22 protein-coding genes are annotated in these 26,005 nt (G+C 63.8%); 15 read left to right on the forward strand and 7 right to left on the reverse strand.

The annotated features are described in order from the left end of the window. Nucleotides 1-11: 11 nt before the first annotated feature. Nucleotides 12-1,031 carry a protease SohB gene (gene sohB, locus KUV81_RS17280; protein WP_222545134.1) on the forward strand — a complete coding sequence of 340 codons (1,020 nt, stop codon included), beginning with the start codon at nucleotides 12-14 and terminating at the stop codon, nucleotides 1,029-1,031. A gap of 249 nt (nucleotides 1,032-1,280) precedes the next feature. Here sohB and KUV81_RS17285 read toward each other — a convergent pair whose 3' ends face one another. Further along, nucleotides 1,281-2,594: a dicarboxylate/amino acid:cation symporter gene (locus tag KUV81_RS17285; protein WP_222545135.1), complete on the reverse strand. Its 1,314-nt coding sequence runs from the start codon at nucleotides 2,592-2,594 to the stop codon at nucleotides 1,281-1,283. A gap of 261 nt (nucleotides 2,595-2,855) precedes the next feature. Between KUV81_RS17285 and KUV81_RS17290 the strand changes: the two genes are divergently transcribed. Then, complete coding sequence (locus tag KUV81_RS17290) at nucleotides 2,856-4,904, forward strand: hypothetical protein (protein ID WP_222545136.1); 2,049 nt, start codon at nucleotides 2,856-2,858, stop codon at nucleotides 4,902-4,904. A 56-nt stretch (nucleotides 4,905-4,960) separates the two neighbouring features. On the opposite strand, the gene astB is transcribed toward KUV81_RS17290, so the two are convergent. After that, nucleotides 4,961-6,298, reverse strand: a complete 1,338-nt coding sequence (gene astB / locus KUV81_RS17295; RefSeq protein ID WP_222545137.1) for an N-succinylarginine dihydrolase — start codon at nucleotides 6,296-6,298, stop codon at nucleotides 4,961-4,963. A 362-nt stretch (nucleotides 6,299-6,660) separates the two neighbouring features. Here astB and topA point away from each other — a divergent pair, with 362 nt between their 5' ends. After that, the gene (gene topA, locus KUV81_RS17300; RefSeq protein WP_222545138.1) at nucleotides 6,661-9,318 is read left to right on the forward strand and encodes a type I DNA topoisomerase; all 2,658 of its coding nucleotides are present in this window, start codon (nucleotides 6,661-6,663) and stop codon (nucleotides 9,316-9,318) included. Between the two features lie 76 nt (nucleotides 9,319-9,394). Here topA and KUV81_RS17305 read toward each other — a convergent pair whose 3' ends face one another. After that, nucleotides 9,395-10,159, reverse strand: a complete 765-nt coding sequence (locus KUV81_RS17305; RefSeq protein ID WP_222545139.1) for a hypothetical protein — start codon at nucleotides 10,157-10,159, stop codon at nucleotides 9,395-9,397. A 277-nt stretch (nucleotides 10,160-10,436) separates the two neighbouring features. On the opposite strand from KUV81_RS17305, the gene cysB reads away from it, so the two are divergent. After that, on the forward strand, nucleotides 10,437-11,411 hold the full coding sequence (gene cysB / locus KUV81_RS17310) for an HTH-type transcriptional regulator CysB (protein WP_222545140.1): 975 nt from the start codon (nucleotides 10,437-10,439) through the stop codon (nucleotides 11,409-11,411). Between the two features lie 63 nt (nucleotides 11,412-11,474). Here cysB and KUV81_RS17315 read toward each other — a convergent pair whose 3' ends face one another. Beyond that, on the reverse strand, nucleotides 11,475-12,848 hold the full coding sequence (locus KUV81_RS17315) for an L-serine ammonia-lyase (protein WP_222545141.1): 1,374 nt from the start codon (nucleotides 12,846-12,848) through the stop codon (nucleotides 11,475-11,477). Nucleotides 12,849-12,948: 100 nt separating this feature from the next. Here KUV81_RS17315 and nagZ point away from each other — a divergent pair, with 100 nt between their 5' ends. From nagZ to KUV81_RS17330, 3 genes are all read left to right on the forward strand, one after another. After that, the gene (gene nagZ / locus KUV81_RS17320; RefSeq protein WP_222545142.1) at nucleotides 12,949-13,956 is read left to right on the forward strand and encodes a beta-N-acetylhexosaminidase; all 1,008 of its coding nucleotides are present in this window, start codon (nucleotides 12,949-12,951) and stop codon (nucleotides 13,954-13,956) included. Between the two features lie 35 nt (nucleotides 13,957-13,991). After that, nucleotides 13,992-14,564: an alpha/beta hydrolase YcfP gene (gene ycfP / locus KUV81_RS17325; RefSeq protein WP_222545143.1), complete on the forward strand. Its 573-nt coding sequence runs from the start codon at nucleotides 13,992-13,994 to the stop codon at nucleotides 14,562-14,564. Between the two features lie 333 nt (nucleotides 14,565-14,897). Next, nucleotides 14,898-15,170, forward strand: a complete 273-nt coding sequence (locus KUV81_RS17330) for an acylphosphatase (protein ID WP_222545144.1) — start codon at nucleotides 14,898-14,900, stop codon at nucleotides 15,168-15,170. Here the strand turns inward: KUV81_RS17330 and KUV81_RS17335 are convergent. From KUV81_RS17335 to KUV81_RS17345, 3 genes are read right to left on the reverse strand one after another with little or no spacing between them, the layout of a single operon-like run. Continuing rightward, nucleotides 15,160-16,125: a CsiV family protein gene (locus KUV81_RS17335; protein ID WP_222545145.1), complete on the reverse strand. Its 966-nt coding sequence runs from the start codon at nucleotides 16,123-16,125 to the stop codon at nucleotides 15,160-15,162. The two genes, KUV81_RS17330 and KUV81_RS17335, sit on opposite strands and share 11 nt — an antisense overlap. Beyond that, nucleotides 16,122-19,592 (reverse strand): transcription-repair coupling factor, encoded by a 3,471-nt coding sequence (mfd, locus tag KUV81_RS17340; RefSeq protein WP_222545146.1) that lies wholly within the window; start codon nucleotides 19,590-19,592, stop codon nucleotides 16,122-16,124. Before mfd ends, KUV81_RS17335 begins: the two co-directional genes overlap by 4 nt. Nucleotides 19,593-19,620: 28 nt before the next feature. Further along, the gene (locus KUV81_RS17345; RefSeq protein ID WP_222545147.1) at nucleotides 19,621-20,220 is read right to left on the reverse strand and encodes a PilZ domain-containing protein; all 600 of its coding nucleotides are present in this window, start codon (nucleotides 20,218-20,220) and stop codon (nucleotides 19,621-19,623) included. 72 nt (nucleotides 20,221-20,292) lie between these two features. Between KUV81_RS17345 and KUV81_RS17350 the strand changes: the two genes are divergently transcribed. The 8 genes from KUV81_RS17350 to KUV81_RS17380 all read left to right on the forward strand — a co-directional run bounded on the left by KUV81_RS17350 (nucleotide 20,293) and on the right by KUV81_RS17380 (nucleotide 25,942). Continuing rightward, a complete protein-coding gene (locus tag KUV81_RS17350) occupies nucleotides 20,293-21,519 on the forward strand; it encodes a lipoprotein-releasing ABC transporter permease subunit (protein ID WP_222545148.1) in 1,227 nt (408 codons plus the stop codon). Next, complete coding sequence (gene lolD, locus KUV81_RS17355; protein WP_222545149.1) at nucleotides 21,512-22,213, forward strand: lipoprotein-releasing ABC transporter ATP-binding protein LolD; 702 nt, start codon at nucleotides 21,512-21,514, stop codon at nucleotides 22,211-22,213. Before KUV81_RS17350 ends, lolD begins: the two co-directional genes overlap by 8 nt. Next, nucleotides 22,200-23,441, forward strand: a complete 1,242-nt coding sequence (gene lolE / locus KUV81_RS17360; RefSeq protein ID WP_222545150.1) for a lipoprotein-releasing ABC transporter permease subunit LolE — start codon at nucleotides 22,200-22,202, stop codon at nucleotides 23,439-23,441. The genes lolD and lolE overlap by 14 nt, the downstream gene beginning before the upstream one ends. A gap of 181 nt (nucleotides 23,442-23,622) precedes the next feature. Next, entirely contained in the window at nucleotides 23,623-24,159 is a 537-nt protein-coding gene (gene speG, locus KUV81_RS17365) for a spermidine N1-acetyltransferase (RefSeq protein ID WP_222545151.1), read from the forward strand. 33 nt (nucleotides 24,160-24,192) lie between these two features. Further along, on the forward strand, nucleotides 24,193-24,474 hold the full coding sequence (gene ppiC, locus KUV81_RS17370) for a peptidylprolyl isomerase PpiC (protein WP_222545152.1): 282 nt from the start codon (nucleotides 24,193-24,195) through the stop codon (nucleotides 24,472-24,474). A gap of 151 nt (nucleotides 24,475-24,625) precedes the next feature. After that, complete coding sequence (locus tag KUV81_RS17375) at nucleotides 24,626-24,943, forward strand: hypothetical protein (RefSeq protein ID WP_222545153.1); 318 nt, start codon at nucleotides 24,626-24,628, stop codon at nucleotides 24,941-24,943. 147 nt (nucleotides 24,944-25,090) lie between these two features. After that, nucleotides 25,091-25,309 (forward strand): GDCCVxC domain-containing (seleno)protein, encoded by a 219-nt coding sequence (locus KUV81_RS19775; RefSeq protein WP_261389473.1) that lies wholly within the window; start codon nucleotides 25,091-25,093, stop codon nucleotides 25,307-25,309. An 81-nt stretch (nucleotides 25,310-25,390) separates the two neighbouring features. Continuing rightward, nucleotides 25,391-25,942: a sugar O-acetyltransferase gene (locus KUV81_RS17380; RefSeq protein ID WP_222545154.1), complete on the forward strand. Its 552-nt coding sequence runs from the start codon at nucleotides 25,391-25,393 to the stop codon at nucleotides 25,940-25,942. Nucleotides 25,943-26,005: the final 63 nt, after the last annotated feature.

The following is a 26,005-nucleotide window of genomic DNA, read 5'->3' on the forward strand; positions in this document are numbered from 1 at the left end:
GGGAGAAGACCTTGGAGTTTCTATACGAGTACGGCCTGTTTTTGGCCAAGGCGGTCACCCTGGTGGCGGCGGTGGTGGCCATCATCGTGGCCGCGGCCGCGGCGAACCGCGCCGGTAAGGGTCAGAAAGGGGAGCTGAAAATCCACAACCTGACGGACCGCTTCGAGCAGTACGAGGACAAGCTGGCCAACGAGCTGCTCAGCGAGTCCCAGTGGAAGGCCCGGGAGAAGGCCCGCAAGGCTGAACTCAAGGCCAAGGAGAAGCAGAGCAAGGATGAAGCGCGGGAAGGCCGCCTTTTCCTTATCGATTTCAAGGCCGGCATCGACGCCGCCCAGGTGGCCCAACTGCGGGAGGAGATCTCCGCGGTGTTGACGGTGGCTGAGGCGAAAGACGAGGTGCTGGTGCGGGTGGAGAGCGGCGGCGGCATGGTGCACGCCTACGGACTGGCCGCCAGTCAACTGGATCGCCTGCGCCAGGCCCAGATCCCCCTGACCATCAGCGTCGACAAGGTGGCCGCCTCCGGGGGCTACATGATGGCCTGTGTGGCGGATAAGATCCTGGCGGCCCCCTTTGCCATCGTCGGCTCCATCGGCGTCATCGCCCAGGTGCCCAACTTTAATAAGCTCCTGAAAAAGCACGACATCGACTTTGAGCAGCACACCGCCGGAGAGTTTAAGCGCACCCTGACCCTGTTCGGTGAGAACGACGATGCCGGGCGGGAGAAGTTCAAGGAGGAGCTGGAGCAGACCCACGAGCTGTTCAAGGCCTTTGTGCAGCGCTACCGGCCTGAGCTGGACCTGGCCAAGGTGGCCACCGGGGAGCACTGGTTTGGTCTGCAGGCCCAGGAACTGGGACTGGTGGACGCCATCCAGACATCGGACGACTACCTGATGGCCCAGGACAAAGAGATCCTGCAGCTGCAGTACGAGGAGAAGAAGAATCTGGCCAAGCGCTTTGGCCGGGCGGCAGAAAGTGCCATCGAACGGGGCAGCCTGAAGCTGGCGGAGCTGGGGCGCCGCCCCCTGGGCTAAGTCTTCTCTTCCCTCTAAAGCCGGCCCCTGTGGCCGGCTTTTTTGTGTCCGCGGCCCCTAAGTGCCCGGTGTCCCACGCCGGAAGGGCTCGGTCAGTCTGCAGGCTGGGTTTGGCTCACTGGGTTCGTTACGGGCCAAGGGGCTCAGCGGTGCCACGGCGTATGAACCCTCCAAGGGCGAGGTGCAGTCGGGGAAAGCGGGGATAAAAAAAGGCGAGCCCTGAGGCTCGCCTTTTCCATTGACTGAGGGTTACTGGCGGACGTGGGGTACCGCGTCCATATCCAGCTTGCTCTGGCCCGCCATGGGGTCGTCGTAGACCTCGCGGGAGAAGTCGCCTTCGGAGGAGGCCACCACCACGGAGACGGCGGCGTCGCCGGTCACGTTGACCGCGGTGCGCACCATGTCCAGCAGACGGTCGACACCCAGGATCAGGGCGATCCCTTCTACCGGCAGACCCACCTGCTGCAGCACCATGGCCAGCATGATCAGGCCCACACCGGGCACACCGGCGGTGCCGATGGACGCCAGGGTCGCGGTCAGGATCACCATCAGCATGTCGGTGACGCTCAGGTCGATGCCGAACACCTGGGCGATGAACACCGTGGCCACACCCTGCATGATGGCGGTGCCGTCCATGTTGACGGTGGCGCCCAGGGGCAGGGTGAAGGAGCTGACCCGGTTGTTGACCCCCAGACGGTAGTTGGCGTTCTCAATGGAGATCGGCAGGGTCGCGGCGGAGCTGGCGGTGGAGAAGGCGAACAGCTGAACGCTGCGCATCTTCTTCAGGAAGGTCATCGGGTTGAGCCCACTCAGGGTGCTTACCAGCAGGGGGTAGACCACCAGGGCGTGGAGCAGCAGCACACCGAGCACCAGGAAGAAGTACTTCACCACGGAGCCGAAGGTTTCCATTCCCAGGGTCAGGCTGAGCTTGGCGATCAGGCCGAAGACACCGATGGGGGCGATGGCCATCACCAGGGTCACCAGCTTCATCATCACTTCGTTCAGGTCGATGAACAGCTGACGCAGGCGCTCACCACGCTCACCGATGTGGGCGATGGAGAAGCCGAACAGGATGGCGAACACGATGATCTGCAGCATGTTGCCTTCCACCATCGCGTTGATGGGGTTGTTGGGCACCAGGCCGATGATCACGTCGCTCAGTGAGGGGGCTTCCTTGGCGTCGAAGGACATGTTCGCCGCCTGCATGGTGGCGTCACCCGGCTGGATCAGCAGAGCGGCACCCAGGGCCAGGGAGATGGCCACGGCAGTGGTGAACAGGTAGAGCGCCAGGGTCTTGCCGCCAAGGCGACCGAGCTTGGACGGTTCGGACAGGGTGGCGGTACCGCACACCAGCGAGATGAAGACCAGCGGGACGACCAGCATCCGCAGGGCCGACACGAAAAGGGCGCCGATGACGTTGAAGATGCCGTTGGTAAAGACATCCTCGACAATGGCGCTGCCCGGAAACAGGAGACGAAGGGCCAGACCAACCACCAGACCGGCCACCATGGCCAGCAGGATCTTGGCCGTTAGGCCCATTTTCCCAGTTGCTTTAGCAGACATGTAACTTCCTTTACAGATTTTATCGTTTTTATGGTCGCCGATAGCCTATCAGGAACCTTAGGACACAAAAAAGGGGGCTGAGGTAGAGAATTGGACTCAAAAGTGATTATTTGGCGGTAATGGTAAACAAATGGTTGTGCAGGGGTTATCTTTGGTTAGTGTTAAGGTAATCAATAAGAAAGCGGATCGTCACTCAACTTTTACAGGATGTTTGCAATGCGGCTAAATCACCTGCTGTTTATTTGCGCGAGCGCGTTAGGGATGATGACTGGGTGCAGTGGTGGGGGCACTCTGGAGGGGGGCAGTAACCCCGATCCGAGTCCGGTGGATCCCACCAACCCGCCCGCCGACGCGGTTCACACCCTGGGGCTGACCATGTGGTCCTGCCCTGACGCCAACGCCACCACCCTCGATGGCTGTACCCAGACCAACCAGTTCGACGCCCAGAAGCCGGCGATGCTAAAGGTTTCGGCCAAGCGGGACGGCACCAGCGTTACCGGTGAACTGGTGGAGGTGGCCTCCGACAAAGGGGCGCTGATCCCCTCGGATGGCCGGGTGCTGACCGGCAGTGACGGCACCGCCCTTTTGCGCCTGATGGCCAACGACGGGGAGGGGATCGTCACCGTCTCCGGCCAGTACGCCGACACCACCGCCAGCCTCTTTGCCGAGATCAACGCCATCGAGGTGGCCCTGAGCCTCAGCAGCACCCTGGGGGATGGGGAGTCCCTGGCGGACGGCTCCACCCTGGCGGTCACCGCGGATCTGGCGGTGGACGGTCAGCCCTACCGGGAGCCGGTGCAGGTCAACTTCTCCTCCACCTGCAGCCTGGCCGGCCAGGCGGAGATCGACACTGTGGTGATGGCCAACGACGGCCAAGCGGTGGCGACCTACAAACCCGCCGGCTGCGACCAGCAGGATCAGATCACCGCCACCTTGACCCTGGGTACTGACGTGGCCACCGACAGCATCACCGTGGCCCTGGCCACCACCCCGGTGGCCAGCATCCAGTACCTCTCCGCGACCCCCGATTACCTGCAGCTTGACGGCACCGGTGGCAACACCAGCTCCGTGTTGATGTTCCAGGTGCTGGACGAGTCCGGTCGGGCCAAGCAGGGGGTGGACGTCAGCTTCAGCCTGGCCAGCGGCGCCGACAAGGTGTCCATGAACACCACAGTGGCCCGCAGCAACAGCGACGGTGAGGTCTCCACCACCTTGCGCTCCGGCAACCTGCCCGGCTCGGTGCGGGTCCAGGCCGAGGTGATGGACAGCAGCCCGGTGATCGCCAGCGTCTCCCGTGAGCTGAGCGTGGGCACAGGCTTGCCGGACAAGGACAGCTTCTCCTTGAGCTTCTCGGTGCACAACCCGGAGGCCTGGTCCTATGACGGCGTCAAGGTGTCGGTCAACCTGCTGGCGGCGGATCACTTTAACAACCCGGTGCCGGACGGCACCGCCATCTCCTTCATTACCGAGGGTGGCTCCATCGGCTCCCGTTGCCTGATCCAGAATGGCGGCTGCAGCGTGGAGTGGGTCTCCCAGGATTTCCGCCCCGACAATGCGCGGGTGACGGTGCTGGCCTTTGCCGAGGGGGAGGAGTCCTTTGTCGACCAGAACGGTAACGGCCTGTTTGATGCCGGCGAGTTCGACGGTCGCTTCGACGAGCACGAAGCCTTCGTGGACGAGAACGAGGACGGCAATTTCGATGCGGTGGAGCAGCTGATCGACCGCAACCAGAACGGCGCCTTCGACGACGTCGATGGCCAGTACAACGGCATCCTCTGCCAGGACGCGGCGCTGGCCAACGGCGACTGCAGTCAGGAGCTGGTGGACGTCAACGCCTCCGGGGTGATTGTGATGTCCGGGGTCAGCCCCTTTGCCTACTTCTGCCATTACGACGTGGCGGACGAGGATGGCGATGGCCTGAACTGGTTTGACTGCTGGGATAACGTCAATCAGGTTCACTGGATGGCGAACAGCTACGAGGAACCCGCCACGGCGGTGGCCTGCGTGGTGGACGTGGCCCAGGATGGCACCCTCAACCCGGTGCCCTTCGGCAGCAAAATCAGCTTCAGCGCCGATGATCCGCTGAAAACCGCGGGCCGAGCCGGTTTCACCAAGCAGAGCACCTCCGCCGCCACCTACCATGTCTCCAACGAGGGTGAGGTGCTGGTGGACTTGCGCAGCAGCTGCGGCCAGGGCCAGTACTCCGTGGGCGTGGACACCTCGGAGGGCTACGGCACCCTTCGCATCGAGGTGGAAACCCCCGCCGGCAGCATTGCTAGCGACGCGGTCAGCATCGACCCGGTGCCCTAAGCGGCGACGGACACCAAAAAGGGCGCCCCAGGGCGCCCTTTTTTAACGGTTCGGACTCAGCGTTGGAAGGGGTAGACGCTGCCAAGGCCCAGCAGGTGAGTCAGCTCATCCAGCGCCTGGTGGGACTCCACCACCAGCTGCGGGTCCCGCAGGTCCTCGGCGCTCAAACGATCCCGGTAGTGCTTCTCAACCCAGGCGGTCAGCTCGGCGTACTTGGCGTCGCTCATCAGGGTGTTGGGGTTGACCGCGGCTTTCTCCTGGGCGGACAGGGCCACCCGCAGACGCAGACAGGCGGGGCCGCCGCCGTTTTGCATGCTCTGCTTGACGTCGAAGTAGTGCACCTGGGTGATGGGGGTGCCCAGGGTCACCAGTTTCTCCAGGTAGGCGTGCACCGCCGGGTTCTCCTGGCACTCGGTGGGGGCGATGATCGCCATCTCCCCGCCGGGCAGGGTGAGGATCTGGGTGTTGAACAGGTAACTTTTCACCGCGTCCTGCACCGCCACCTCGGCGGTGGGCACCTCGATAAAGTGCAGCGGATGATCGCCAAACTTGCGACGGGTTTCGGCCAGGGCCTGCTCGGTATCCAAGAACGCCTGCTGGTGGTAGAAGAGCACGTTCTGGTTGCCCACGGCGATGACGTCGTTGTGGAACACCCCCTGATCGATCACCTCGGGGTTTTGCTGGATGAAAACGGTGTTGGCCTCGTTCAGCCGGTGCAGGCGAGCCACCGCTTCGCTGGCTTCCCGGGTCTGGCGGGCGGGGTAGCGCTTGGGGGCCGGCTGGCTGGCGTCGAAGCCGTAGCGGCCATACACGAACAGCTGCACTCCGGCGTCGCCGTATTGCTGGCACAAGCGGGTGTGGTTGGCCGCGCCCTCATCGCCAAACTGGTCGTGCTCCGGCAGGTGGCGGTGGTGGGCAAAATGCGCCGCATCGGCAAAGGTGGCCTGGAGAATGCGACCGGTCACCTCTGGCTCGATGGAGCGATGGAACTTGTTCACCAGGTTGGCCGGTGTGAAGTGCACCTTGCCGTCGGCGCTGTCGGCACTGGGGGAGACGGTGGCCGCGTTGGCGGTCCACATGCTGGAGGCGGAGTAAGCCGCCGACAGGATGGCGGGGGCCTCCCGGTAGGCTTTGTCCAGCACCTGGGCGTCGGTTCCGGCGAAGCCCAGCCGGCGCAGGGTGTCCAGATCCGGACGCTGCTGTGGGGCCAACACCCCCTGGGTCATCCCCATGTCGTGCAGGGCCTTCATCTTGGCCAGCCCCTGCAGGGCTGCGGACTTGGGGTTGGAGTGGGCGTTGGCGTTGTTCTGGGAGGCGACGTTGCCGAACGACAGCCCAGCGTAGTTGTGCGTCGGGCCGACCAGGCCGTCGAAGTTGGCTTCGATGTGCTTCATGTTCCTTCCTTTGAAACGGGCTGTTGTGGCTCATCAGGGGCGCGGCAGCGGGTCGCGGGCCGGGAAAAACCTGAGCGTCAGCCTCGGGGATTTTTCGGCCAGTATACGGACATCAGGGAGCGGCTCAAGCCATCAAAAACGCGTGCCACAGCAACATCTGCATAACTATTGCTTGCTTGTCGACAGACGATGCATTACTACTTTTTTCAATTGCGTTTTTAGTCTCAAAAAATTTTTGAACTGGACAAAAATCGTCTAAGTGCTTGGCATACATGGTCCCCAGGGTTGAATCTCCCGGGGCTTGCCACTATATATGGTGCCAATTCCCTTCCACCGCTGATAAAAGGTCTCATCCCGACGCTATGGGCAAATCCCTGGTAATTGTGGAGTCGCCAGCCAAGGCGAAAACCATTAACAAGTATCTCGGCAAGGACTTCGTCGTGAAGTCCTCGGTGGGTCACATCCGTGACCTGCCCACCTCTGGCAGCCAGAGCACCGCCAAGGTTCCCCCGGCCAAAAGCCCCGCCGAGGTCCGGAAGATGGACCCGGAGACCAAGGCCGCGTACAAGCGCGAGCGGGACTACCAGAGCCTGATCGGCCGCATGGGGATCGACCCCGAGCACGGCTGGGCCGCCAACTACCAGGTGCTGCCGGGTAAGGAAAAGGTGGTCAAGGAGCTGCAGACCCTGGCCGAGAAAGCCGACACCGTCTACCTCGCAACGGATTTGGATAGAGAGGGGGAGGCGATCGCCTGGCACCTGCAGGAGGTGATTGGCGGCGATCCGGAGCGCTACCGTCGCGTGGTGTTCAATGAGATCACCAAAACCGCCATCCAGGAGGCCTTCTCCCACCCGCTGCACCTGAACGACGACAAGGTCAGCGCCCAGCAGGCCCGCCGCTTCCTGGACCGGGTGGTGGGCTTTATGGTCTCGCCCCTGCTGTGGAAGAAGCTGGCTCGCGGCCTCTCCGCCGGCCGGGTGCAGTCCGTGGCCGTGCGACTGGTGGTGGAGCGGGAGCGGGAGATCCGCGCCTTCGTTCCGGAGGAGTTTTGGGACCTGCACGCCGACTTGACCAGCGCTTCTGGTGACGCCCTGCGGATGCAGGTGGCCAAGTTCCGTGGCGCCACCCTCAAGATGGCCAATCAGCAGGATGCCGACACCGCTGTGGCGGCGCTGTCCGGTGCCCAGTATCAGATCACCGGTCGTGAGGACAAGCCCAGTCAGAGCAAGCCCTCCGCGCCCTTTATCACCTCCACCCTGCAGCAGGCGGCCAGCACCCGCCTGGGCTTCGGGGTGAAGAAAACCATGACCCTGGCGCAGCGGCTCTACGAAGCGGGCCACATCACCTACATGCGTACCGACTCCACCAACCTGAGCAAAGAGGCGGTGGAGAGTGCCCGGGGCTTTATCGCCAGCGAGTACGGTGAGCACTACCTGCCCAAGGCGCCCAATTTGTACGGTGCCAAGCAGGGAGCCCAGGAGGCGCACGAAGCGATTCGACCCTCCGACGTGGGCGTCAAGGCCGCCAGCCTCAGCACCATGGAGCGGGACGCCCAGCGTCTGTATGAGCTGATCTGGCGCCAGTTCGTGGCCTGCCAGATGGTGCCGGCCAAGTACGACTCCACCACGGTGACCGCCACCGCCGGTGAGTACGAGCTCAAGGCCAAGGGCCGCATCCTGGTGTTCGACGGCTGGACCCGGGTTCAGCCGCCTGCGGGCCGCAAGTCCGACGAGGACGCCACCTTGCCGGCGGTGCAGGTGGGCGACGCCATGACCATGAAGGCGCTGGATCCCAAGCAGCACTTCACCAAGCCGGTGGCCCGTTTCAACGAGGCGTCCCTGGTGAAGGAGCTGGAGAAGCGCGGCATTGGCCGTCCCTCCACCTACGCGGCCATCATCTCCACCATCCAGGATCGGGGCTACGTGCGGGTGGAAAACCGCCGTTTCTTCGCCGAAAAGATGGGGGAGATCGTGACCGACCGCCTGGTGGAGAACTTCTCTCACCTGCTCAACTACGACTTCACCGCCGACATGGAGCAGACCCTGGATAAGATCGCCCAGGGCACGCTGGACTGGAAATCGGTGCTGGACGAGTTCTACACCGACTTTACCGACCAGCTGAACCTGGCGGAGCAGGCCCCGGAAGAGGGGGGCATGCGGGCCAACCAGATGGTGATGACCGACATCGCTTGCCCCACCTGTGGCCGGCCCATGGGGATCCGTACCGCCACCACCGGGGTGTTCCTCGGCTGCAGCGGCTATGCCCTGCCGCCCAAGGAGCGCTGCAAGACCACCATCAACCTGACCCCGGGGGAGGAGGCGGAAGCCATCACCTCCGACGATCAGGAAGCCGCGGCCCTGGTCACCAAGCGCCGCTGCAGTAAGTGCGAAAGCACCATGGACAGCTACCTCATCGATGAGACCCGCAAGTTGCACGTGTGCGGCAACAACCCGGTGTGCGATGGCTACGAGGTGGAAACCGGCACCTTCAAGATCAAGGGCTACGACGGTCCGGTGATCGAGTGCGACCGCTGTGGCAGCGACATGGAGCTGAAAAACGGCCGCTTCGGCAAGTACTTTGCCTGTACCGACAGCAAGGAAACCGGCTGTAAGAACACCCGCAAGCTGCTCAAGAGCGGCGAGGTGGCGCCGCCGAAGGAAGATCCGGTGCAGTTGCCGGAGCTGCCCTGTGAGAAATCCGACGCCCACTTCGTGCTGCGTGATGGCGCCGCCGGCCTCTTCCTGGCCGCCAGCACCTTCCCCAAGAGCCGCGAGACCCGGGCGCCCAAGGTGGCCGAACTCAAGCGCTTCAAGGACCGCATCTCACCCAAGTTCTACTACCTGGCGGAGGCCCCCCAGGCGGATCCCGATGGCAACCCGGCGGTGGTGAAGTTCAGCCGCAAGACCAAGGAGCAGTACGTGGCGTCCGAGGTCAATGGCAAGGCCACCGGCTGGATCGCCCGCTTCGAGAACAGCCGCTGGGTGGAAGAGCAGACCAAGAAGAGCAAGGCCAAGAAATAAGCCTAAGGCGCCCCAGGGCGCCGTGCTCTGACAAAAAAAGGCAGCCGGATGGCTGCCTTTTTTCGTGGCCGCTGTCTTACCACTTCTTTTTCGGCTGGAACAGCTGGTCGAGGTCGTCCTTCTGGGGCTTTTCGCTCACCTGGTGCAGGTTGGATTTCTGCTGGGAGTCGATCGCCTCGAGCTGCTCGTTGGCCTTGGCCAGCATGGTGTCGCGGAACAGGTGATCGGCGCTGGCCTGGCTGTTGAGGGTGGCCACCAGCTTGGAGAGCAGCTGTTTGGCGGAACCGAGTTGGTCGAGCTGCATGGCGGTGCGGGCCCGCTCGTAGAGCACGGTGCTGTTGATGCGCATCTGCAGCTGGTCGATGCGGTGGTTCTCCTCGACGTAGCGCTCGTGGGGCAGACGGCTTTTGCTGTGCTCGTTGCGCACCACCGCCTTAAGGCGTTTGAGGGTCTGCACCATCGCCAGGATCTGCTTCTCGTTGCTGGGCACCATAAAGCTGTCCAGGGAGCTGGGCTGATCGGTCTGCTTGGCCAGGTTGCTTAATTGGGCCTGGATGTCCGCCTGACGTCGGGCCAGATCGGCGTTTTTCGGATCCAGCTGCAAGGCGGCGGCCAGGGCGTCGAGGATCCGCTGGTTCAGGGTGGTCAGCAGGATGTAGGTGAATGGCAGCACCGCCGCCATGGAGAGGATCTGCTCGCTCTCCTCGATGATGGCGCGTTGCTTGGCCATCTCCTGGCGCTTGAGACTTTCCACCTGTTCCTTGTGTTGCTGGATGAGGTTGATGCCAATCACCAGCAGTAACAGGGCACCGAGAAGCAGCATGACGAGAGTAAAGGACATGGTCGGTTCAACCTGTGTTTTTGGTTCGAGTTCGCGGTTTGGTCGGGGCAGAACGCGGGCCTTGAGGTGCCATCCGAGGCTTGGGCTCAAGAAGGAGAAAGTGCCTTAAAAGCCACTGATAATCCTGCATCAATCCAACCTGACACATGCTACACCAATGCGCCTGGGGCTGCACCCTCGCCAGGGTCAGGATGGGCTGAATATACTTATTCCGATTTGATTATTTTTAAGGGTAGGCCTATAACTTAAGTGAATTTCAGGGAAAGGGAATAACCCGATGAAGCTGCAGCAGCTGCGATACATCGTTGAGGTGGTGAACAACAACCTCAACGTCTCCGCCACCGCCGAGAGTCTCTATACCTCCCAGCCCGGGATCTCCAAGCAGGTGCGCATGCTGGAGGATGAGCTGGGGATCCAGATCTTCGGTCGCAGCGGCAAGCATCTGACCCACGTGACCCCCGCCGGTCAGCAGGTGATCGACATCGCCAGCGACATCCTTGGCAAGGTGGAGGGGATCAAGCGGGCGGCCCAGGAGTACACCCAACCTGACCGGGGCGATCTCAACATCGCGACCACCCACACCCAGGCCCGCTACGCCCTGCCACCGGTGATCCGGGGCTTTATCGACCGCTACCCCGACGTCAATCTCCACATGCATCAGGCAACCCCGGATCAGATCTGCGAGATGGCGGTGCGCGGCGACGCGGACTTTGCCATCGCCACCGAGGGGATGCACCTGTTCCACGACCTGGTGATGCTGCCCTGCTACCACTGGAACCGCTCCATCGTCTTCCCCAAGGACCACCCCCTGGCCCAGGCCAGCAAGGTGGGGTTGGAGGAGCTGGTGAAATACCCCCTGGTCACCTACGTGTTCGGCTTCAATCGCAGCTCCGCGCTGGAGAAAGCCTTTGCCACCGTGGATGGCGAACCCCGGGTGGTGTTCTCCGCCACCAGTGCCGATGTGCTAAAAAGCTACGTGCGCATGGGGTTGGGGGTGGGGGTGATGGCCACCATGGCGCTGGAGCCGGAAGACAGTAAGGATCTGGTGGTGGTGGACGCCGCCCATCTGTTTGAGCCCAATACCACCAAGATCGGCTTTCGAAAAGGCAGCTTCCTGCGCACCTACATGTACGACTTTATGGAGCGCTTCGCCCCTCACCTGACCCGGCCGCGGGTGGAGGAGGCCCTGAGCCTGAGGGACCAGGCGCAGATCGACGCCATGTTCAAGGACATCGAGCTGCCGATGCGCTGAGCCTCGAAGCCAAACAAAAACGCCCGGCCAATTGGCCGGGCGTTTTGCGTTGGTCGTGTGCACTCAACACTCGACGATGTTGACCGCCAGGCCCCCTTTGGCGGTTTCCTTGTACTTGGAGCGCATGTCCTTGCCGGTGTCCCACATGGTCTTGATCACCTTGTCCAGGGAGACCATGTGCATGCCGTCGCCTCTCAGGGCCAGGCGGGAGGCGTTGATCGCCTTGACCGCGCCCATGGCGTTGCGCTCGATGCAGGGCACTTGCACCAGGCCACCGACCGGATCGCACGTCAGCCCCAGGTTGTGCTCCATGCCGATCTCGGCGGCGTTTTCCACGTTGACCACGGTGCCACCGAGGATCTCGGTCAGGGCCCCGGCGGCCATGGAGCAGGCCACGCCCACCTCGCCCTGGCAGCCCACTTCGGCACCGGAGATGGAGGCGTTTTTCTTGTACAGGATGCCGATGGCGGCGGCGGTCAGCAGGTAGCGGGCGCAGGTGTCCTCATCCACCGGCTGAACAAAACGGTCGTAGTAGCACAGCACCGCAGGGATGATGCCGGCGGCGCCGTTGGTGGGGGCGGTCACCACCCGACCACCGGCGGCATTTTCCTCGTTCACCGCCAGGGCGAAGAGGTTGACCCAGTCCATGGCGTTCAGGGGATCCCGGTTGTTCTGCCCCTCGGCGTGCAGGCGACGGAAGAGGGCCGGGGCACGGCGGCGCAGCTTGAGGCCGCCGGCCAGGATCCCCTCGCTGCGACAGCCCCGCTCGACGCAGGCCCGCATGGTTTGCCAGATCTGCCACAGCCCTTGAACCACGGTCTCCCGGTCCCGCACCGCACACTCGTTCTCCATCATCAAGCTGGAGATGGAGAGGCCGTGCTCGGTGCACTGGTCCATCAGCTCCTGGGCGGTGTCAAAGGGGAAGGGCTGGCTCAGGGTCACCTGGTTGATGGCGTCGCTCTGGACGATCTCCTCCTCATCCAGCACGAAACCGCCGCCGATGGAGAAGTAGGTTCGGCTGTATACCAGGGTGTCCCGCACGTAAGCGTGCAGGGTCATGGCATTGGCGTGCTGGGGCAGGGACTTGCGTCTGTGGTAGGTGATGCCGTCGGCCCGGGTGAAGGCCACGGTGCGGGTGCCGCCCAGCAATAGCGCCTGCTGCTCGGCCACGCTGTCCAGCATATGGGGCACTTGGTCCGGGTCCACCGACTCCGGGGCTTCCCCCAGAAGGCCCAGCACCACGGCCTTACCGGTGCCGTGGCCCTTGCCGGTCTGGCCCAGGGAGCCAAACAGTTCACACCGCACCTCGGTGATCTGGCTCAGCTGCTCCTGCTCGGTCAGATCGTCGATAAAACGGTTGGCGGCCCGCATCGGCCCCACGGTGTGGGAGCTGGAGGGCCCGATGCCGATACTGAACATGTCGAAAACGCTGATCATCTTTCTTCCCTGTCAGGTCATCTTGGTCTTGGCGGATGGTACACTAGGTGCCAGGAGACACCCAATCCGATGACTGAAATTCTTTACCTTGGAGAGTAACATGGGTCCATTGATGGCCGACCTGGTTGGACTGGAGCTCACCGAACTCGACCGCGCCCTGCTCGATTGTGACAGTGTAGGCGGCCTCATCCTCTTTTCCCGCAACTTTGCCCACCTTGATCAGCTCTCTGAGCTGGTGGCCGCGGTGCGTGCGCGCCGGCCGGAGCTGCTGCTGGCGGTGGATCACGAGGGGGGCCGGGTGCAGCGTTTTCGCGAAGGGTTCACCCTGCTGCCGGCGGTGGCCCAGCTGGAGCGGGCGGCCGAGGGCGATCAGTCTCAGGCCCAAGCCTGGGCGGAGCAGCTCGGTTGGCTGATGGCCAGTGAGCTGCGCGCCTTTGACATCGACTTCAGTTTTGCGCCGGTGCTGGATCTGAACGGCATCTCCCAGGTGATTGGTGAGCGGGCCTTCGGCGCCACGCCAGAGTCGGTGACCGCGCTGGCGGGCGCCTACATCGACGGCATGCACAGGGCCGGCATGGCCTGCGTGGGCAAGCACTTTCCCGGTCACGGCAGCGTCGAGGCCGACTCCCACCTGGCGGCCCCGGTGGACTCCCGCCCCATGGCGGCCATCGAGGCCCAGGATCTGCGCCCCTTCGTGGCGCTGAAAGCGCAGCTCGAGGCGGTGATGCCCGCCCATGTGACCTATCCTGCGGTGGATGACCGGCCCGCCGGTTACTCCGAGGTGTGGCTCAAGGGAGTGTTGCGAGAGCGCTTGGGGTATTCGGGCCTTATCTTTTCCGATGATCTGGGCATGGCCGGCGCCGCCGGCGCCGGGAACTACCTCAAACGGGTGCACGCCGCCCTGACCGCCGGCTGCGACATCGCCCTTATCTGCAACCAGGGCGAGGCGGCCCTGGCGGTGGCCCAGGTGCTGGCCCCCTGGCCCGAGGTGCCGACGCGGGTGAGCGCAATGCGGGGGCGTCCTGCCCCGGATTGGGCCTCCCTCAGGGCCAGCCTAGAATGGCAGCAGGCGGCGGCCCTGGCAGAGCGCCTGCGCGCGTTTCAGTAAAAAACCATCCAACCGAGTCAAGAAGGAGTCTACCGGTGATCATCTATCTGCACGGCTTTGATGCCACCAGCCCCGGCAATCACGAGAAGGTGATGCAGTTGCAGTTTATCGATGAGGATGTGCGCTTTTTGAGCTACTCCACGCTGCACCCCAAGCACGACATGCAGCACCTGCTCAAGGAGGTGGATAAACAGCTCAAGCTGTCGGACGACCCGGCGCCGCTCATTGTCGGGGTAGGCCTGGGAGGCTACTGGGCTGAGCGGGTGGGTTTTCTCTGCGGCATCCGCGCGGCGATGTTCAACCCCAACCTCTGGCCGGAGGAGAACATGGCCGGCAAGATCGACCGCCCGGAGGAGTACGCCGACATCCGCAGCAAGTGCGTCAGCCAGTTTCGCGATAAGAATCGGGGGCGGGCACTGGTGGTGCTGGCCCGCCAGGATGAGGTGCTGGACACCGGTCGCATCGAGCAGACCCTGGCCCCTTACTACTCGGTGGTGTGGGACGAGGAGCAGAGCCACAAGTTCAAGTCCATCAGCGGCCACCTGCAGCGACTCAAGGCCTTCAAGCAGGAAGACGCTTCCGGTGGTGCGCAAAATCTGACCGTGTGAGCCCTTTCATTCCATGTTTTTTGGTAATGGGGTTATGTAAAGGTTGCATTTGGGTGGCCTGGCGGTAACCTTTGGTTCCGCAGGCGTATGGATTGGGCCTGTTCCGATCCACCATGGCACCCCTAGGGGAGCGGGCGTGTGTGTCACCCGCTGAGCCATACCGCCTTTGCGTTTGTCGCCCGATGCAGCTAACAGCGGTTTCGTTAGCTGCTTTTTTCCCCCTCTTTTTCCTTCCCGCTACCGGTTCCACTGGACGCCGCTGCGCCCTTTCGCTAAAACATTCTTATGCCTGAGAAAAGTGCGAAACCTGTTTCAGGGGTAAAGGGGTGAATAATGAAGAAAATCCTGGCGAGGGTCACCGGTGAAGTTCAGGGCGTCTGGTTTCGGGCGTCCACCCGGCAGGAGGCCAAGCGGCTGGGGGTGACCGGTTACGTCCGTAACCTGTCTGACGGCTCGGTGGAGATCCTGGCCCAGGGAGGTGACCACGCTGTGGAGGCGCTGATCGACTGGGCTCACCATGGGCCACAGGAGGCCGCCGTCATGGATGTGCTGGTCAGCGACTACGACGGCGACGATCTCTACCTGGATTTCGAAATCACGGATTGAGTGTTGCCTGGGGCGTCACTTCGGCCTCGGGCGCCACCGCTTCCGGCTGCGTCATGCGCCGGATCTGCACCACCAGACCCAGCTGGGGATGATCAAAGTAGTGGATCTCCCGGCTGCGCACCCGACGGTTTTGCTCCAGCGGAATGGTCAGCAAGAACGGCTCCGCCTCCTCTTCCACAGCCACGTCCGCCGTCAAGGCATCGGGGTCCTGTTCCAGGGACTCGGTTTTCCACACCCGCTTCCCCTCCTGGCGCAGATCCAGCCGGGTCTCGATAAAGAGAAAGTGATCCAGGTAGATCCTCAGCCAGCCATTGAGCTCCCACACCGGGTCCGCTTGAGCGCCGCTGCTGGGGCTGAAGCCGGTGAAGAAGTCGAACTGGGAGAGCAGGTCATCCTCCGGCGGGTGCAGGTGGCCCTCGGCGTCGAAACGCTCACCGAAGTTGCGGCCGCCGTAGAGGTGGAACGGTTGAGCCTGACGGCGGCCGTACACCGGCATCTGCCAACCGGTGTGCAGCAGGATCTGGTGGCCGCCCTTGGCGCCAATCTGGCGGCGGGCATCGCCAAACTCCAGTTGCTCGGCGGTGAGCAGGAAGGGGTCACCGGCCAGGGGATCCCCGGCGGTCTCCGCCGCGGCCTGCACCGGCAGGCGGTCGGGGAAGCTGGGGGTCAGCTGCTGACGGCTCTCGCACCCCTGGGGGTCCAGTAGCCACTCACTGGCGTCACACTCCGCCAGGGCCGCCTGGAACTGGGACAGGTCCGGCATCATTACCGGACCCAGCAGATCACGACTGTTGCCCAGCTTCACCGGGCGCCGGTCCGCATCCCAGATCTCACCGCTGTTGTCTGGACGGCTGAACACCAGCACCTCCACCTCGAACCAGGTGGGATCCTCCGATCGCGCCGGGGCGGCGGTCAGGGCGCTGAGCAGGGCCAGCAGGGGCATCAAGGGTTTCACGGCAGGGTAGCCTCCAGGTTGAGATCCGCCGACAGCTTGTCCAGCCACTCGGCGACGGCGTCCAGGCGAGCCTGGGGGGCCTCAAGGTCATCGAAAAAGCGCAATTTGGTCGGTCCGTCCATTTTAAGGCGACCGGCCGAGGATTGCAGTAACGAAATCAGGGTACTGGCCTGCACCGGAGTCTGCTCGGTGAACTCGAAGCTGCCCCCTTTGGCGTGGGCCTCGATGCGCCGCACCCCCAAAGTGGTGGCCCGCAGTTTCAACCGGGTGGTGGCCAGCAGGTGCTCCGCCGGCTCCGGCAGACGGCCGAAACGGTCCACCAGCTCCACCTTGGCCTGCAGCAGCTCCTCCTCGTTGTCGCAGGAGGCGATCTGCTTGTAGATGGCCAGCCGGGTGTTGACGTGGGGGATGTAGGCCTCCGGCAGCAGCGCGGGAATGCGCAGCTCCAGCTCCGCCTGATCCGAGAGGATCTGGTCCAGCGACGGCTCCTTGCCCGACTTGAGGGCGTTGACTGTCTGCTCCAGCATCTCCATGTAGAGGCTGAAGCCAATCTTGCTGATGTGGCCGCTCTGCTCATCCCCCAGCAGCTCGCCGGCGCCGCGGATCTCCAGATCCTGGGTGGCCAGCATAAAGCCAGCGCCCAGATCCTCCAGCTGCTCAATGGCTTCGAGGCGCTTGGCGGCGTCCTTGGTGAGCTTCTTGGCGGGGGTCAGCAGGTAGGCGTAGGCCTGGTGGTGGGAGCGGCCCACCCGGCCCCGCAGCTGGTGCAGCTGGGCCAGGCCGAACTTGTCTGCCCGCTCAATCAGAATGGTGTTGGCGCTGGGGATGTCGATGCCGGTCTCGATGATGGTGGTGCACACCAGCAGGTTGAAGCGGCCGTGGTGGAAATCGCTCATCACCTGCTCCAGCTCCCGCTCCCGCATCTGGCCGTGGGCGATCCCCACTCGGGCCTCCGGCACCAGGGCCGCCAGGTCGTCGGCGCACTGCTGGATGGTCTCCACGCTGTTGTGCAGGTAGTAGACCTGACCGCCGCGCAGGATCTCCCGCATCAGGGCCTCGCGCACCAGGGCCCCCTCCTGGGGCCGAACAAAGGTTTTCACCGACAGCCGGCGCTTGGGGGCGGTGGCGATGATGGAGAGATCCCGCATGCCGGACATCGCCATATTGAGGGTCCGGGGGATGGGGGTGGCGGTGAGGGTGAGGATGTCCACCTCCGCCCGCAGCGCCTTGATGCGGTCCTTCTGGCGGACGCCGAAGCGGTGCTCCTCATCGACAATCAACAGGCCCAGGTCCGGGAAGTTGATGTCGCTTTGCAGCAGCTTGTGGGTGCCGATAAGGATGTCGATCTTGCCCTCGGCCAGCTGCGCCAGCACCTTCTTCTGCTCTGCGGCGGTACGGAATCGACTCATCACCTCCACCCGCACCGGCCAGTCGGCGAAGCGGTCGCGGAAGTTCTCGTAGTGTTGCTGGGCCAGCAAGGTGGTGGGCACCAGCACCGCCACCTGCTTACCCCCGTGCACCGCGACAAAGGCGGCGCGCATCGCCACCTCGGTCTTGCCGAAGCCCACGTCGCCGCACACCAGGCGGTCCATCGCCTGGCCCTTGGTCATGTCCCGCAATACCGCGCCGATGGCCGCCGCCTGGTCCACCGTCTCCTCGAAGGGGAAGGCGGAGGAAAACCGCTGATATTCCGGCTCGTCCAAAGGAAAACGGTGGCCAGGCTTAGCTTCCCGGCGGGCGTAGATGTCCAGCAGCTCGGCGGCGACATCGCGCACCTTCTCGGCCGCCTTGCGCCGGGCCTTGTCCCAGGCTTCGGAGCCGAGCTTGTTGAGGGTCACGCTCTCTTCGTCGGCTCCGCTGTAGCGGCTGATCATGTGCAGGGCGTTGACCGGCACATAGAGCTTGGAGCCGCCGCCGTACTCCAGCATCAGAAATTCGGACTCCAGCCCGCCGGCTTCCAGGGTTTCCAGCCCCAGGTAGCGACCGATGCCATGTTTGAGGTGCACCACCGGCTGGCCCACCTTGAGCTCCGCCAGGTTGCGGATGAGCGACTCGGAGCTGACTCCCCGGCGCTGACGGCTGCGTCGGCGTTGGCGCACCCGGCTGCCCAGCAGCTCCTCCTCGCAGACGATGGCCACGCCCTCCTGGGCCAGCAGCACGGAGCGCTCCAGGGGGCTGACAATCAGGCCCATGGGGGCATCGCCGGTGAGGAAGTCATTCAGATGGGGCAGGGGGTCGGGCTTGAGGCCCGCCGGGCGCAGCAGCTCCAGCAGTGCCTCACGACGTCCCTCGGACTCCACCGAGAACACCACCCGGGGCCACTGGGCCAGCTTGGCCTGCAGGGGCGCCAAGGGGGTCTTGAGCTGGTGATTGATCTCGATGTCGGTGATGGGCTCTACCGTCGCCTGGGGCGCCTTGGCGATCTCCGAAACTCCGGCTTCCAGCTGAATCCGGCCCAGCGCCTTGACGTGGCTGAACAGCTCCTCGGTGCGCAGGAACAGGTCCTGGGGGGGCAGCAGGGGGCGCAGGGGGTCCACCCGCTGGTTCTCGTAGCGGGCTTCGGCGTCGCTCAGGTAGTGCTCACTGGCGCCCTGGATGTCGCCCACGGTGAGCAGCTGGGTGTCCTTGGGCAGGTAGTCGAACACCGTGGCGGTCTGCTCGAAAAACAGCGGCAGGTAGTTCTCCACCCCGCCGGGCAGGATCCCCTTGCTTACCTGCTGGTAGACCGATTCCGCCTCGTTGCTGATCCGCTCGAAATGCTGGCGGTAGCGGGCGCGGAAGGTGTCGATCCCCGCCTCATCGGTGGGAAACTCCCGGGCCGGCAGCAGGCGCACCGAGGCCAGGGTGCCCTCGGAGCGCTGGCTGTCGGGGTCGAAGGGGCGGATGCTCTCCAGCTCGTCGTCGAACAGGTCCAGCCGCAGCGGGCTGTCGCTGCCCATGGGGAAGAGATCGACGATGGCGCCGCGGATGGCGTACTCGCCGTGCTCGTGCACCTGCTCCACGTGGTGGTAGCCGGCCCGGGTCAGATCCTGACGCAGTTTCTCGATGTCCAGGGTCTGCCCCTGCTCGAAGCGCACCACCTTGCCGGCCACAAAGCTGGCGGGGCAGAGCCGGGTCAGTGCGGTGGGCACCGGCAGGATCAGCAGGCCGCGCTTGAGGCCCGGCAGGGCGTGCAGCGCCTCCAGGCGCTGGGAGACGATGTCCTGGTGGGGGGAGAAGCTGTCGTAGGGCAGGGTCTCCCGGTCGGGGAACAGCAGCACCGGCAGGGCGTCGCCACAGAGGTAGCGCAGCTCCTGCTCCAGGCGCAGTGCGGTGGGGGTGTCCTGGGTCAGCAGCACGGTCAGGCCGCTGTGGCGGGCCACCAGGGCATGGGTGGCCAGGGCCTTGGCGGCCCCGGTCAGGCCGGTCAGGCGCAGCTTGCTCTGAGGGCCGCCGGCGGGCGGCGTCAGGGGGGAGTATCGGCTCATGGACAACAACGACGATTCGGTTTGAGATTCATTTTAAAGAAGGGGGTTCAGCCTCGCCAGCGCCGCGGCGGCGTTCGGCCCGCTCCCGCAGTTGGCGCTGCTGCACCATCAAACTGGCACGCACCAGGCGATCCTGGTCCGACTCGCGGATGGCGGTGAAGGTGATGGTCAGCTCGAAACCCGGGCCCTGAGGCTGGCAGTCGCTGACCTCGCCGTGGGCGAACACCGCCACGTGCTGATCCGCCAGGAACACCCGCAGGGCCAGGGCCTGACCCTGGGGCAGGGGCTCGGCAAGTCGGACGCGGATCCCGGAGCCGCCGAACTGCAGGCCTTCGGCCCGGTATCCGGCGTTGGGGTCCTGGGCCAACTGCTGTTGCAGCACCAGGTCAATCTTCTGGGATTGAAGGCTGAGGTATTCCGCCAGGGCCTTGGCGTGCTGTTCCATCCCCTTGAGCAGGGGCAGGCAGCGACCCTCCAGGTCCGTGACCTGGGCCATCAGTCGAAACGCCTTGGGCATCGCCGCCTCCAGCTCCGGTTCCGGCAGCCACAGCTGGGCCTCGCTGATGGGATCCAGCAGGGCATCAAACTGGCTGGGGACGCTGAAGTAGCCCGGGTCGGCGTCGGACATGGTTTTCCCTTGTAAGCGGTGACGAATTCTCGATATTATCGGCCAAATCATGTTGATATCAAAGCAAGTCCCATGTCCTTCTCCTCGCCCTCTCTGTCGCTCTTTGTAGGGCTGCGCTACTGGCGCGCACGAAAGGACACCCGCTTCGTCTCCTTTATCACCCTCTTCTCCGTCCTGGGCATCGCCCTGGGCGTGGCCTCGCTCATCATCGTCAGCTCGGTGATGAACGGCCTGGAGGGGCGCCTCAAGGGACAGATCCTCGGCGCTGTGCCGCAGCTGGTGATCGAGTCTGGACAGGGGGACGCCGACCGCTTCCTGCCCATCGTCACCGCGGATCCCAGCGTTCGGGGCGCGGTGCCCATGCTGGCCAGCGAAGCCATGGTGCAGCGGGGGCATGAACTGGGCGGCGTACAGCTGCTGGGCATGGATCCGGCCCGCGAAGCGGAGCTCTCGGTGGTCACCGACCACCTCCTCTACGGCAGCCTGGATAACCTGCAAGGGGGCGAATTCCGCATTCTGCTGGGCAGCCAGCTGGCCCGCCGTCTCAACGTCTTTACCGGCGACACCGTGCGGGTAATGACCGCCCAGGGCGCCCGCTACACCCCCATGGGGCGGCTGCCGAGCCAGCGCCAGTTCGTGGTGGGCGGGGTGTTTGAGCTGGGCTCGGACCTGGACAAGGCCCTGGCACTGGTGCACATCGACGACGCCCGCCGCCTGCTGCGCCAGAAGCCGGACCTGCGCCTCTACCTGCACGACGCCTTCGACGCCCCCGCCCTGGGCCAGCGTCTGCCCGACCAGATTTTTGAAGCCCTCGGTGAAACTCCGGCCATCAGCGACTGGCGCAGCCAGTACGGCCAGCTGTTTGCCGCGGTGAAGATGGAGAAGCGGATGATGTCGCTGCTGCTGGGGCTCATCATCGCCGTGGCGGCGTTCAACATCGTCTCCGCCCTGGTGATGATGGTTACCGACAAGACCGCCGATGTGGCCATCCTCAAGACCCTGGGCCTCTCCCGGCGCCAGATCATGGGGGTGTTCTCGGTTCAGGGGATGAGCAGCTCCGCCCTGGGGGCCCTGGTGGGGCTGGCCATCGGCCTGGCCCTGGCCAACCACCTGGAGCCGGTGCTGTCGCTGCTGGGGATCTGGCTGTTGCCCCCCGGTCAGCCGTTGCCGGTGATCATCGACCCCACCCAGGTTACCGCGGTGGTCGGCGGCGCCCTGGCTCTGAGTTTCCTGGCCACCCTCTATCCCGCCTGGCGGGCATCCCAAGTCAACCCGGCGGAGGTCCTGCGCTATGAGTGAACCCTTACTGCAATGTCGTCACCTGGGCAAGGTGTACCAGGAGGGGCGGCAGCAGACCCGGGTCCTGACCGATCTCAACCTGGAGGTCTATCCCGGCCAGCTGGTGGCCGTGGTGGGCAGCTCCGGCTCCGGCAAGAGCACCCTGCTGCACCTGCTGGGCACGTTGGACCACCCCACCGAAGGGGAGGTGCTGTTTCGGGGCCAGGACCTGGCCAAGCTGGGGGAATCCCAGCGCAACCGGGTGCGCAACCGGGATCTGGGCTTTGTCTACCAGTTCCACCATCTGCTGCCGGAGTTCACCGCCCTGGAGAACGTGGCGATGCCGCTGATGATCGCCGGCCAGAGTCGCGCCGAGGCCCAGTCCCGGGCGTCGGAGCTGCTGGGCCGGGTGGGGCTGTCCGAGCGTTTGACCCACAAGCCCAGCGAGCTGTCCGGCGGCGAGCGTCAGCGAGTGGCCATCGCCCGCGCCCTGGCCAACCGACCGGCGCTGGTGCTGGCGGACGAGCCCACCGGCAACCTGGACGCCGCCACCGCCGAGGCGATCTACGGCCTCATCCGAGAGCTGGCGGTGGAGCAGGGCACCGCTTTTGTGGTGGTGACCCACGACCGGGAGCTGGCGGCCCGGCTGGATCGCCAGCTGGAGATGAAAGCCGGCCACCTGGAAGAGCGGGAGCGGGCCGATGCTCACGGATAAGCGGCTGCTGCCCTGGCAGATCGGCTGGCGATTCCTGCGGGCCCGCAACGACAACCGCTTCGTCTCCTTTATCAGCCTCTCCTCCGTGGTGGGGGTGGCGCTGGGGGTGGCGGTGCTGATCCTGGTGCTCTCCGCCATGAACGGCTTCGAGCGGGAGCTCAAAGACCGGCTGCTGGCGGTGGTGCCCCACGCCGAGATGACCGCCATCGACACCCCCATCGTCGACTGGCCCGCCATGGTGCAGGCCGCCGAGGCGGAACCCGGGGTGACCGCGGCGGCCCCCTTTGTCCTGATTGAGGGGCTGCTTCAGCGGGGCGAGGTGATGAAACCGGTGGCCCTGCGCGGGGTGCTGCCCGAGTGGGAACGGTCCGTTTCCGACGCCCACCGCTACATGAGTGACGCCGCCTGGCAGAGCCTGGCCGAACCCGAGCCCAACCTGGTGCTGGGCAAAGCCCTGGCCCAGGCCTTGGGGGTCGAAGTGGGGGACAGGGTCAGTCTGCTGCTGCCCAAGGCGGGCAACAGCCCGCTGGCCGGCTACCGCACCCAGTTTCTGACCGTCTCGGGGCTGTTTGACCTGGGCGGGGAGATCGACCGCACCGTGGCCTTCACCAACCTGGGGGCTGCCGCCGAGATGGCGCAGCTGGGGGAGGGGGTCAGCGGCGTGCGAATCCGTGCCGAGGACCTGTTCGGCGCCCCCCAGCTTATCCGCAATATCGGCTTTGCCCAGTTGCACCCGCTCTACCTGACCGATTGGACCCGCACCCAGGGCCACCTCTACAGCGACATCCAGCTGATTCGCACCCTGACCTACCTGGTGCTGGTGCTGGTGGTGGCGGTGGCCAGCTTCAATATCATCTGTTCGCTGGTGATGTCGGTGCGAGACAAGCAGGCGGAGATCGCCATTCTGCGCACCATGGGGATGAGCCAGCGGGGGATCCTGACCAGCTTTATGGTCCAGGGGGTCGTGACCGGGGCGCTGGGCTGCGTGATCGGGGCGGCGCTGGGCTCCTTGCTGGCCTGGAAACTGTCCGAGGTGATGGCGGCCCTGGAGTCGCTCTTTGGCATTCGCTTTCTGTCCGGCGACATCTACTTTATCGACTTCCTGCCCTCGCAGCTTCATGCCCAGGATGTGGCCAGCGTCAGCCTGCTGGCGTTTTTGGTGACCCTGGTGGCCACCTGGTACCCGGCCTGGCAGGCCAGCCGACTGCACCCGGCTCAGGTGCTCTAAGCTAACCACCAGGGCCTGAGGTCCTAGGCTTGGGCATCGAGACGGTGTTCCAGGTTGGCCGGGCCAGTGCGGGCTGATGGGCTCAGAGTGCCCTCACTGTTGATCTCCTTTTCCCGGTGCGGCCCACGATGGGGCGGCACCGCTAAGTTCAACCCAAAGTTCGCGTATTCGCGGGAGACCTATGTCCGTAGCTGTCCGCCTTCGCCCGCTGGAGCGGGATGATCTGCGCTTTGTTCACAACCTCAACAATGACCGTCAGGTCATGGCCTACTGGTTTGAGGAGCCCTATGAAGCCTATGTGGAGCTGCAACAGCTCTACGACAAGCACATCCATGACCAATCCGAACGTCGCTTTATCGCTGAAAACAGCGAGGGGGAAGCGATTGGGTTGGTGGAGTTGGTGGAGATCACCCATATCCACCGTCGTGCTGAGTTCCAGATCATCATCGACCCGGCTCACCAGGGAAAAGGCTACGCCCGTCCGGTGATGGCCAAGGCGGTGGATTACGCGTTCAAAGTGCTGAACATCCACAAGCTGTACCTTCTGGTGGCGGTAGAGAACACCGTGGCGGTGCGCCTGTATCGCGAGTTTGGCTTTATCGAAGAGGGCACCCTGGTCGAGGAGTTCTTTACCGACGGGGCCTACCGTGACGCCATCCGCATGTACATGCTCCAGGGTGACTACCTGTCACGCGTCGCTGAAACCGAGAAAAGCTGATAGCATTGGCGCCCGATTTTTGAGGAGACCCCCATGGCCAAAACCGCCAGTGCCCTGCACATCCTGGTTAAGCACGAAGCCAAAGCCCTGGAGCTGCTCAAGCAGCTGGAGAAGGGCGCCAATTTCCAGACCCTCGCCAAGAAGCACTCCAGCTGCCCATCGAAAAAACAGGGGGGCCATCTGGGGGAGTTTCGCAAAGGGGACATGGTGCCCGCCTTCGACAAGGCGGTGTTCTCCGGCCCCATCCTAAAGCCCATCGGCCCGGTCAAAACCAAGTTTGGCTACCACATCATTAAGGTGCTCTACCGCACTTAGCCGACGCAGCCAAACCGTTCTGGCGCGACAAAGTCATCGAAATGGCAACCATAGATCTGCCATTTTTTAATGCTTATCAGGTCATTGGCGATTATGGCTAAGTTGTGTAAGTTCAAAAACTTGTGACTTAGCAACCTCTGGGTAGTGGTAGATGCAAATTGTCGGCGGGTATCTCTTATCATTGGAGCTTCCCCAAAATCGCGCACACCTGACATTGAACGTTACGGTGGACGATGCGAGGTTCAACTCGGTGAATGTCAAATTTAGCAACCGTGACGGTTCGCCTATACGGGTGGAGATGAACCATCTCAGTATCAGTCTTATCCATCACCCGGAAAGCGATTTGGCGACCATGGGCGAGTTGGAAGAGGTTTACCGAATCGACGGAGGTTTTGGGCTCTGGGGTGATTTTGGCACTGTTGTGGTGTATTGCGATGACTGCTCTTTGCCGGAGTCGCAAATCAGATAAGGGTCGATGTCTATCGATTGCCGTAGCAATGACGATTGCTGAGTTTTAAAGCTAACCTGACTGACTCCGATTGCCAATGCTGATCACCCCTTCGGGTAAGGCCAAGGTGGTATCCTTGACGCATGCCGATGCACCGGGGCTAAGCCCATGTTCAGACCCGTCCTTGAGTCCACCATTACCTGCCCCAAGTGTGGCCACCAGGCCACTGAACGGATGCCCACCAACGCCTGCCAGTGGTTTTACGAATGCCTAGGCTGTCAGGCACTGCTGACCCCCCACAAGGGGGATTGCTGCGTTTATTGCTCCTTTGGTACCGTGCCCTGTCCCCCCATTCAGGAGGGCGCTCCCTGCTGCGAACGTGGCTGAGGAGCGAGCCCTTGTGCGTACTACGTCACCCGAACCCGGCGAAGGCCCTGTAAATCCCCGCCGCTCAATAAGCGATAACCCATGACCGAATACCAAAAAATGCTCAATGGCGAAGCGTTCGATGGCGCCGATCCCGAGATCTGTGCCGTGCGCGACCGCGCCTTCGATCTGCAGCACCGCATTGCCCACTGCCCCCGGTTCGAGCTGACCCAACCGCTGTTTCGTGAGCTGCTCGGCCAGATGGGGGAGGGGGCTTTGGTGCGCACCCCCTTTAACTGCGAGTTTGGCCGCCAGATCCGCCTGGGCCAGAACACCTTTATCAACACCGGCGTGGTGATGCTGGACGGTGCCGCCATCACCCTGGGCAATAACGTGATGGTGGGCCCCAGTGTCCAGTTCTACACCGCCTCCCACTCGCTGGACCATCGCCAAAGACGCCAGTGGGAAACCCATTGTCGCCCCATTACCGTGGAGGACGATGTCTGGATCGGCGGCAACGCGGTGATCAATGGCGGGGTCACCATCGGCGCGCGCAGCGTGGTGGCCGCCAACTCGGTGGTGAACCAGGATGTGCCGCCCGATTGCCTGGTGGGCGGCACCCCGGCCCGGATGCTGAAACGGCTCGATACCTGACTCCTTCTTCCTCCCTGGTACCTTGACCCGTCTACAGGTGCAGGGTTCACACTCTCCGGTCTC

This window comes from Ferrimonas balearica, from assembly GCF_019802085.1.
Lineage (GTDB): Bacteria > Pseudomonadota > Gammaproteobacteria > Enterobacterales > Shewanellaceae > Ferrimonas > Ferrimonas balearica_B.

What these genes read in the sequence shown, in the direction of transcription:
- KUV81_RS17285 (WP_222545135.1), bottom strand. Translation starts at nt 2,594, where the DNA reads ATGTCTGCTAAAGCAACTGGGAAAATGGGCCTAACGGCCAAGATCCTG.
- KUV81_RS17290 (WP_222545136.1), top strand. Translation starts at nt 2,856, where the DNA reads ATGATGACTGGGTGCAGTGGTGGGGGCACTCTGGAGGGGGGCAGTAAC.
- astB (WP_222545137.1), bottom strand. Translation starts at nt 6,298, where the DNA reads ATGAAGCACATCGAAGCCAACTTCGACGGCCTGGTCGGCCCGACGCAC.
- topA (WP_222545138.1), top strand. Translation starts at nt 6,661, where the DNA reads ATGGGCAAATCCCTGGTAATTGTGGAGTCGCCAGCCAAGGCGAAAACC.
- KUV81_RS17305 (WP_222545139.1), bottom strand. Translation starts at nt 10,159, where the DNA reads ATGTCCTTTACTCTCGTCATGCTGCTTCTCGGTGCCCTGTTACTGCTG.
- cysB (WP_222545140.1), top strand. Translation starts at nt 10,437, where the DNA reads ATGAAGCTGCAGCAGCTGCGATACATCGTTGAGGTGGTGAACAACAAC.
- KUV81_RS17315 (WP_222545141.1), bottom strand. Translation starts at nt 12,848, where the DNA reads ATGATCAGCGTTTTCGACATGTTCAGTATCGGCATCGGGCCCTCCAGC.
- nagZ (WP_222545142.1), top strand. Translation starts at nt 12,949, where the DNA reads ATGGGTCCATTGATGGCCGACCTGGTTGGACTGGAGCTCACCGAACTC.
- KUV81_RS17330 (WP_222545144.1), top strand. Translation starts at nt 14,898, where the DNA reads ATGAAGAAAATCCTGGCGAGGGTCACCGGTGAAGTTCAGGGCGTCTGG.
- mfd (WP_222545146.1), bottom strand. Translation starts at nt 19,592, where the DNA reads ATGAGCCGATACTCCCCCCTGACGCCGCCCGCCGGCGGCCCTCAGAGC.
- KUV81_RS17345 (WP_222545147.1), bottom strand. Translation starts at nt 20,220, where the DNA reads ATGTCCGACGCCGACCCGGGCTACTTCAGCGTCCCCAGCCAGTTTGAT.
- KUV81_RS17350 (WP_222545148.1), top strand. Translation starts at nt 20,293, where the DNA reads ATGTCCTTCTCCTCGCCCTCTCTGTCGCTCTTTGTAGGGCTGCGCTAC.
- lolD (WP_222545149.1), top strand. Translation starts at nt 21,512, where the DNA reads ATGAGTGAACCCTTACTGCAATGTCGTCACCTGGGCAAGGTGTACCAG.
- lolE (WP_222545150.1), top strand. Translation starts at nt 22,200, where the DNA reads ATGCTCACGGATAAGCGGCTGCTGCCCTGGCAGATCGGCTGGCGATTC.
- speG (WP_222545151.1), top strand. Translation starts at nt 23,623, where the DNA reads ATGTCCGTAGCTGTCCGCCTTCGCCCGCTGGAGCGGGATGATCTGCGC.
- ppiC (WP_222545152.1), top strand. Translation starts at nt 24,193, where the DNA reads ATGGCCAAAACCGCCAGTGCCCTGCACATCCTGGTTAAGCACGAAGCC.
- KUV81_RS17375 (WP_222545153.1), top strand. Translation starts at nt 24,626, where the DNA reads ATGCAAATTGTCGGCGGGTATCTCTTATCATTGGAGCTTCCCCAAAAT.
- KUV81_RS19775 (WP_261389473.1), top strand. Translation starts at nt 25,091, where the DNA reads ATGTTCAGACCCGTCCTTGAGTCCACCATTACCTGCCCCAAGTGTGGC.
- KUV81_RS17380 (WP_222545154.1), top strand. Translation starts at nt 25,391, where the DNA reads ATGACCGAATACCAAAAAATGCTCAATGGCGAAGCGTTCGATGGCGCC.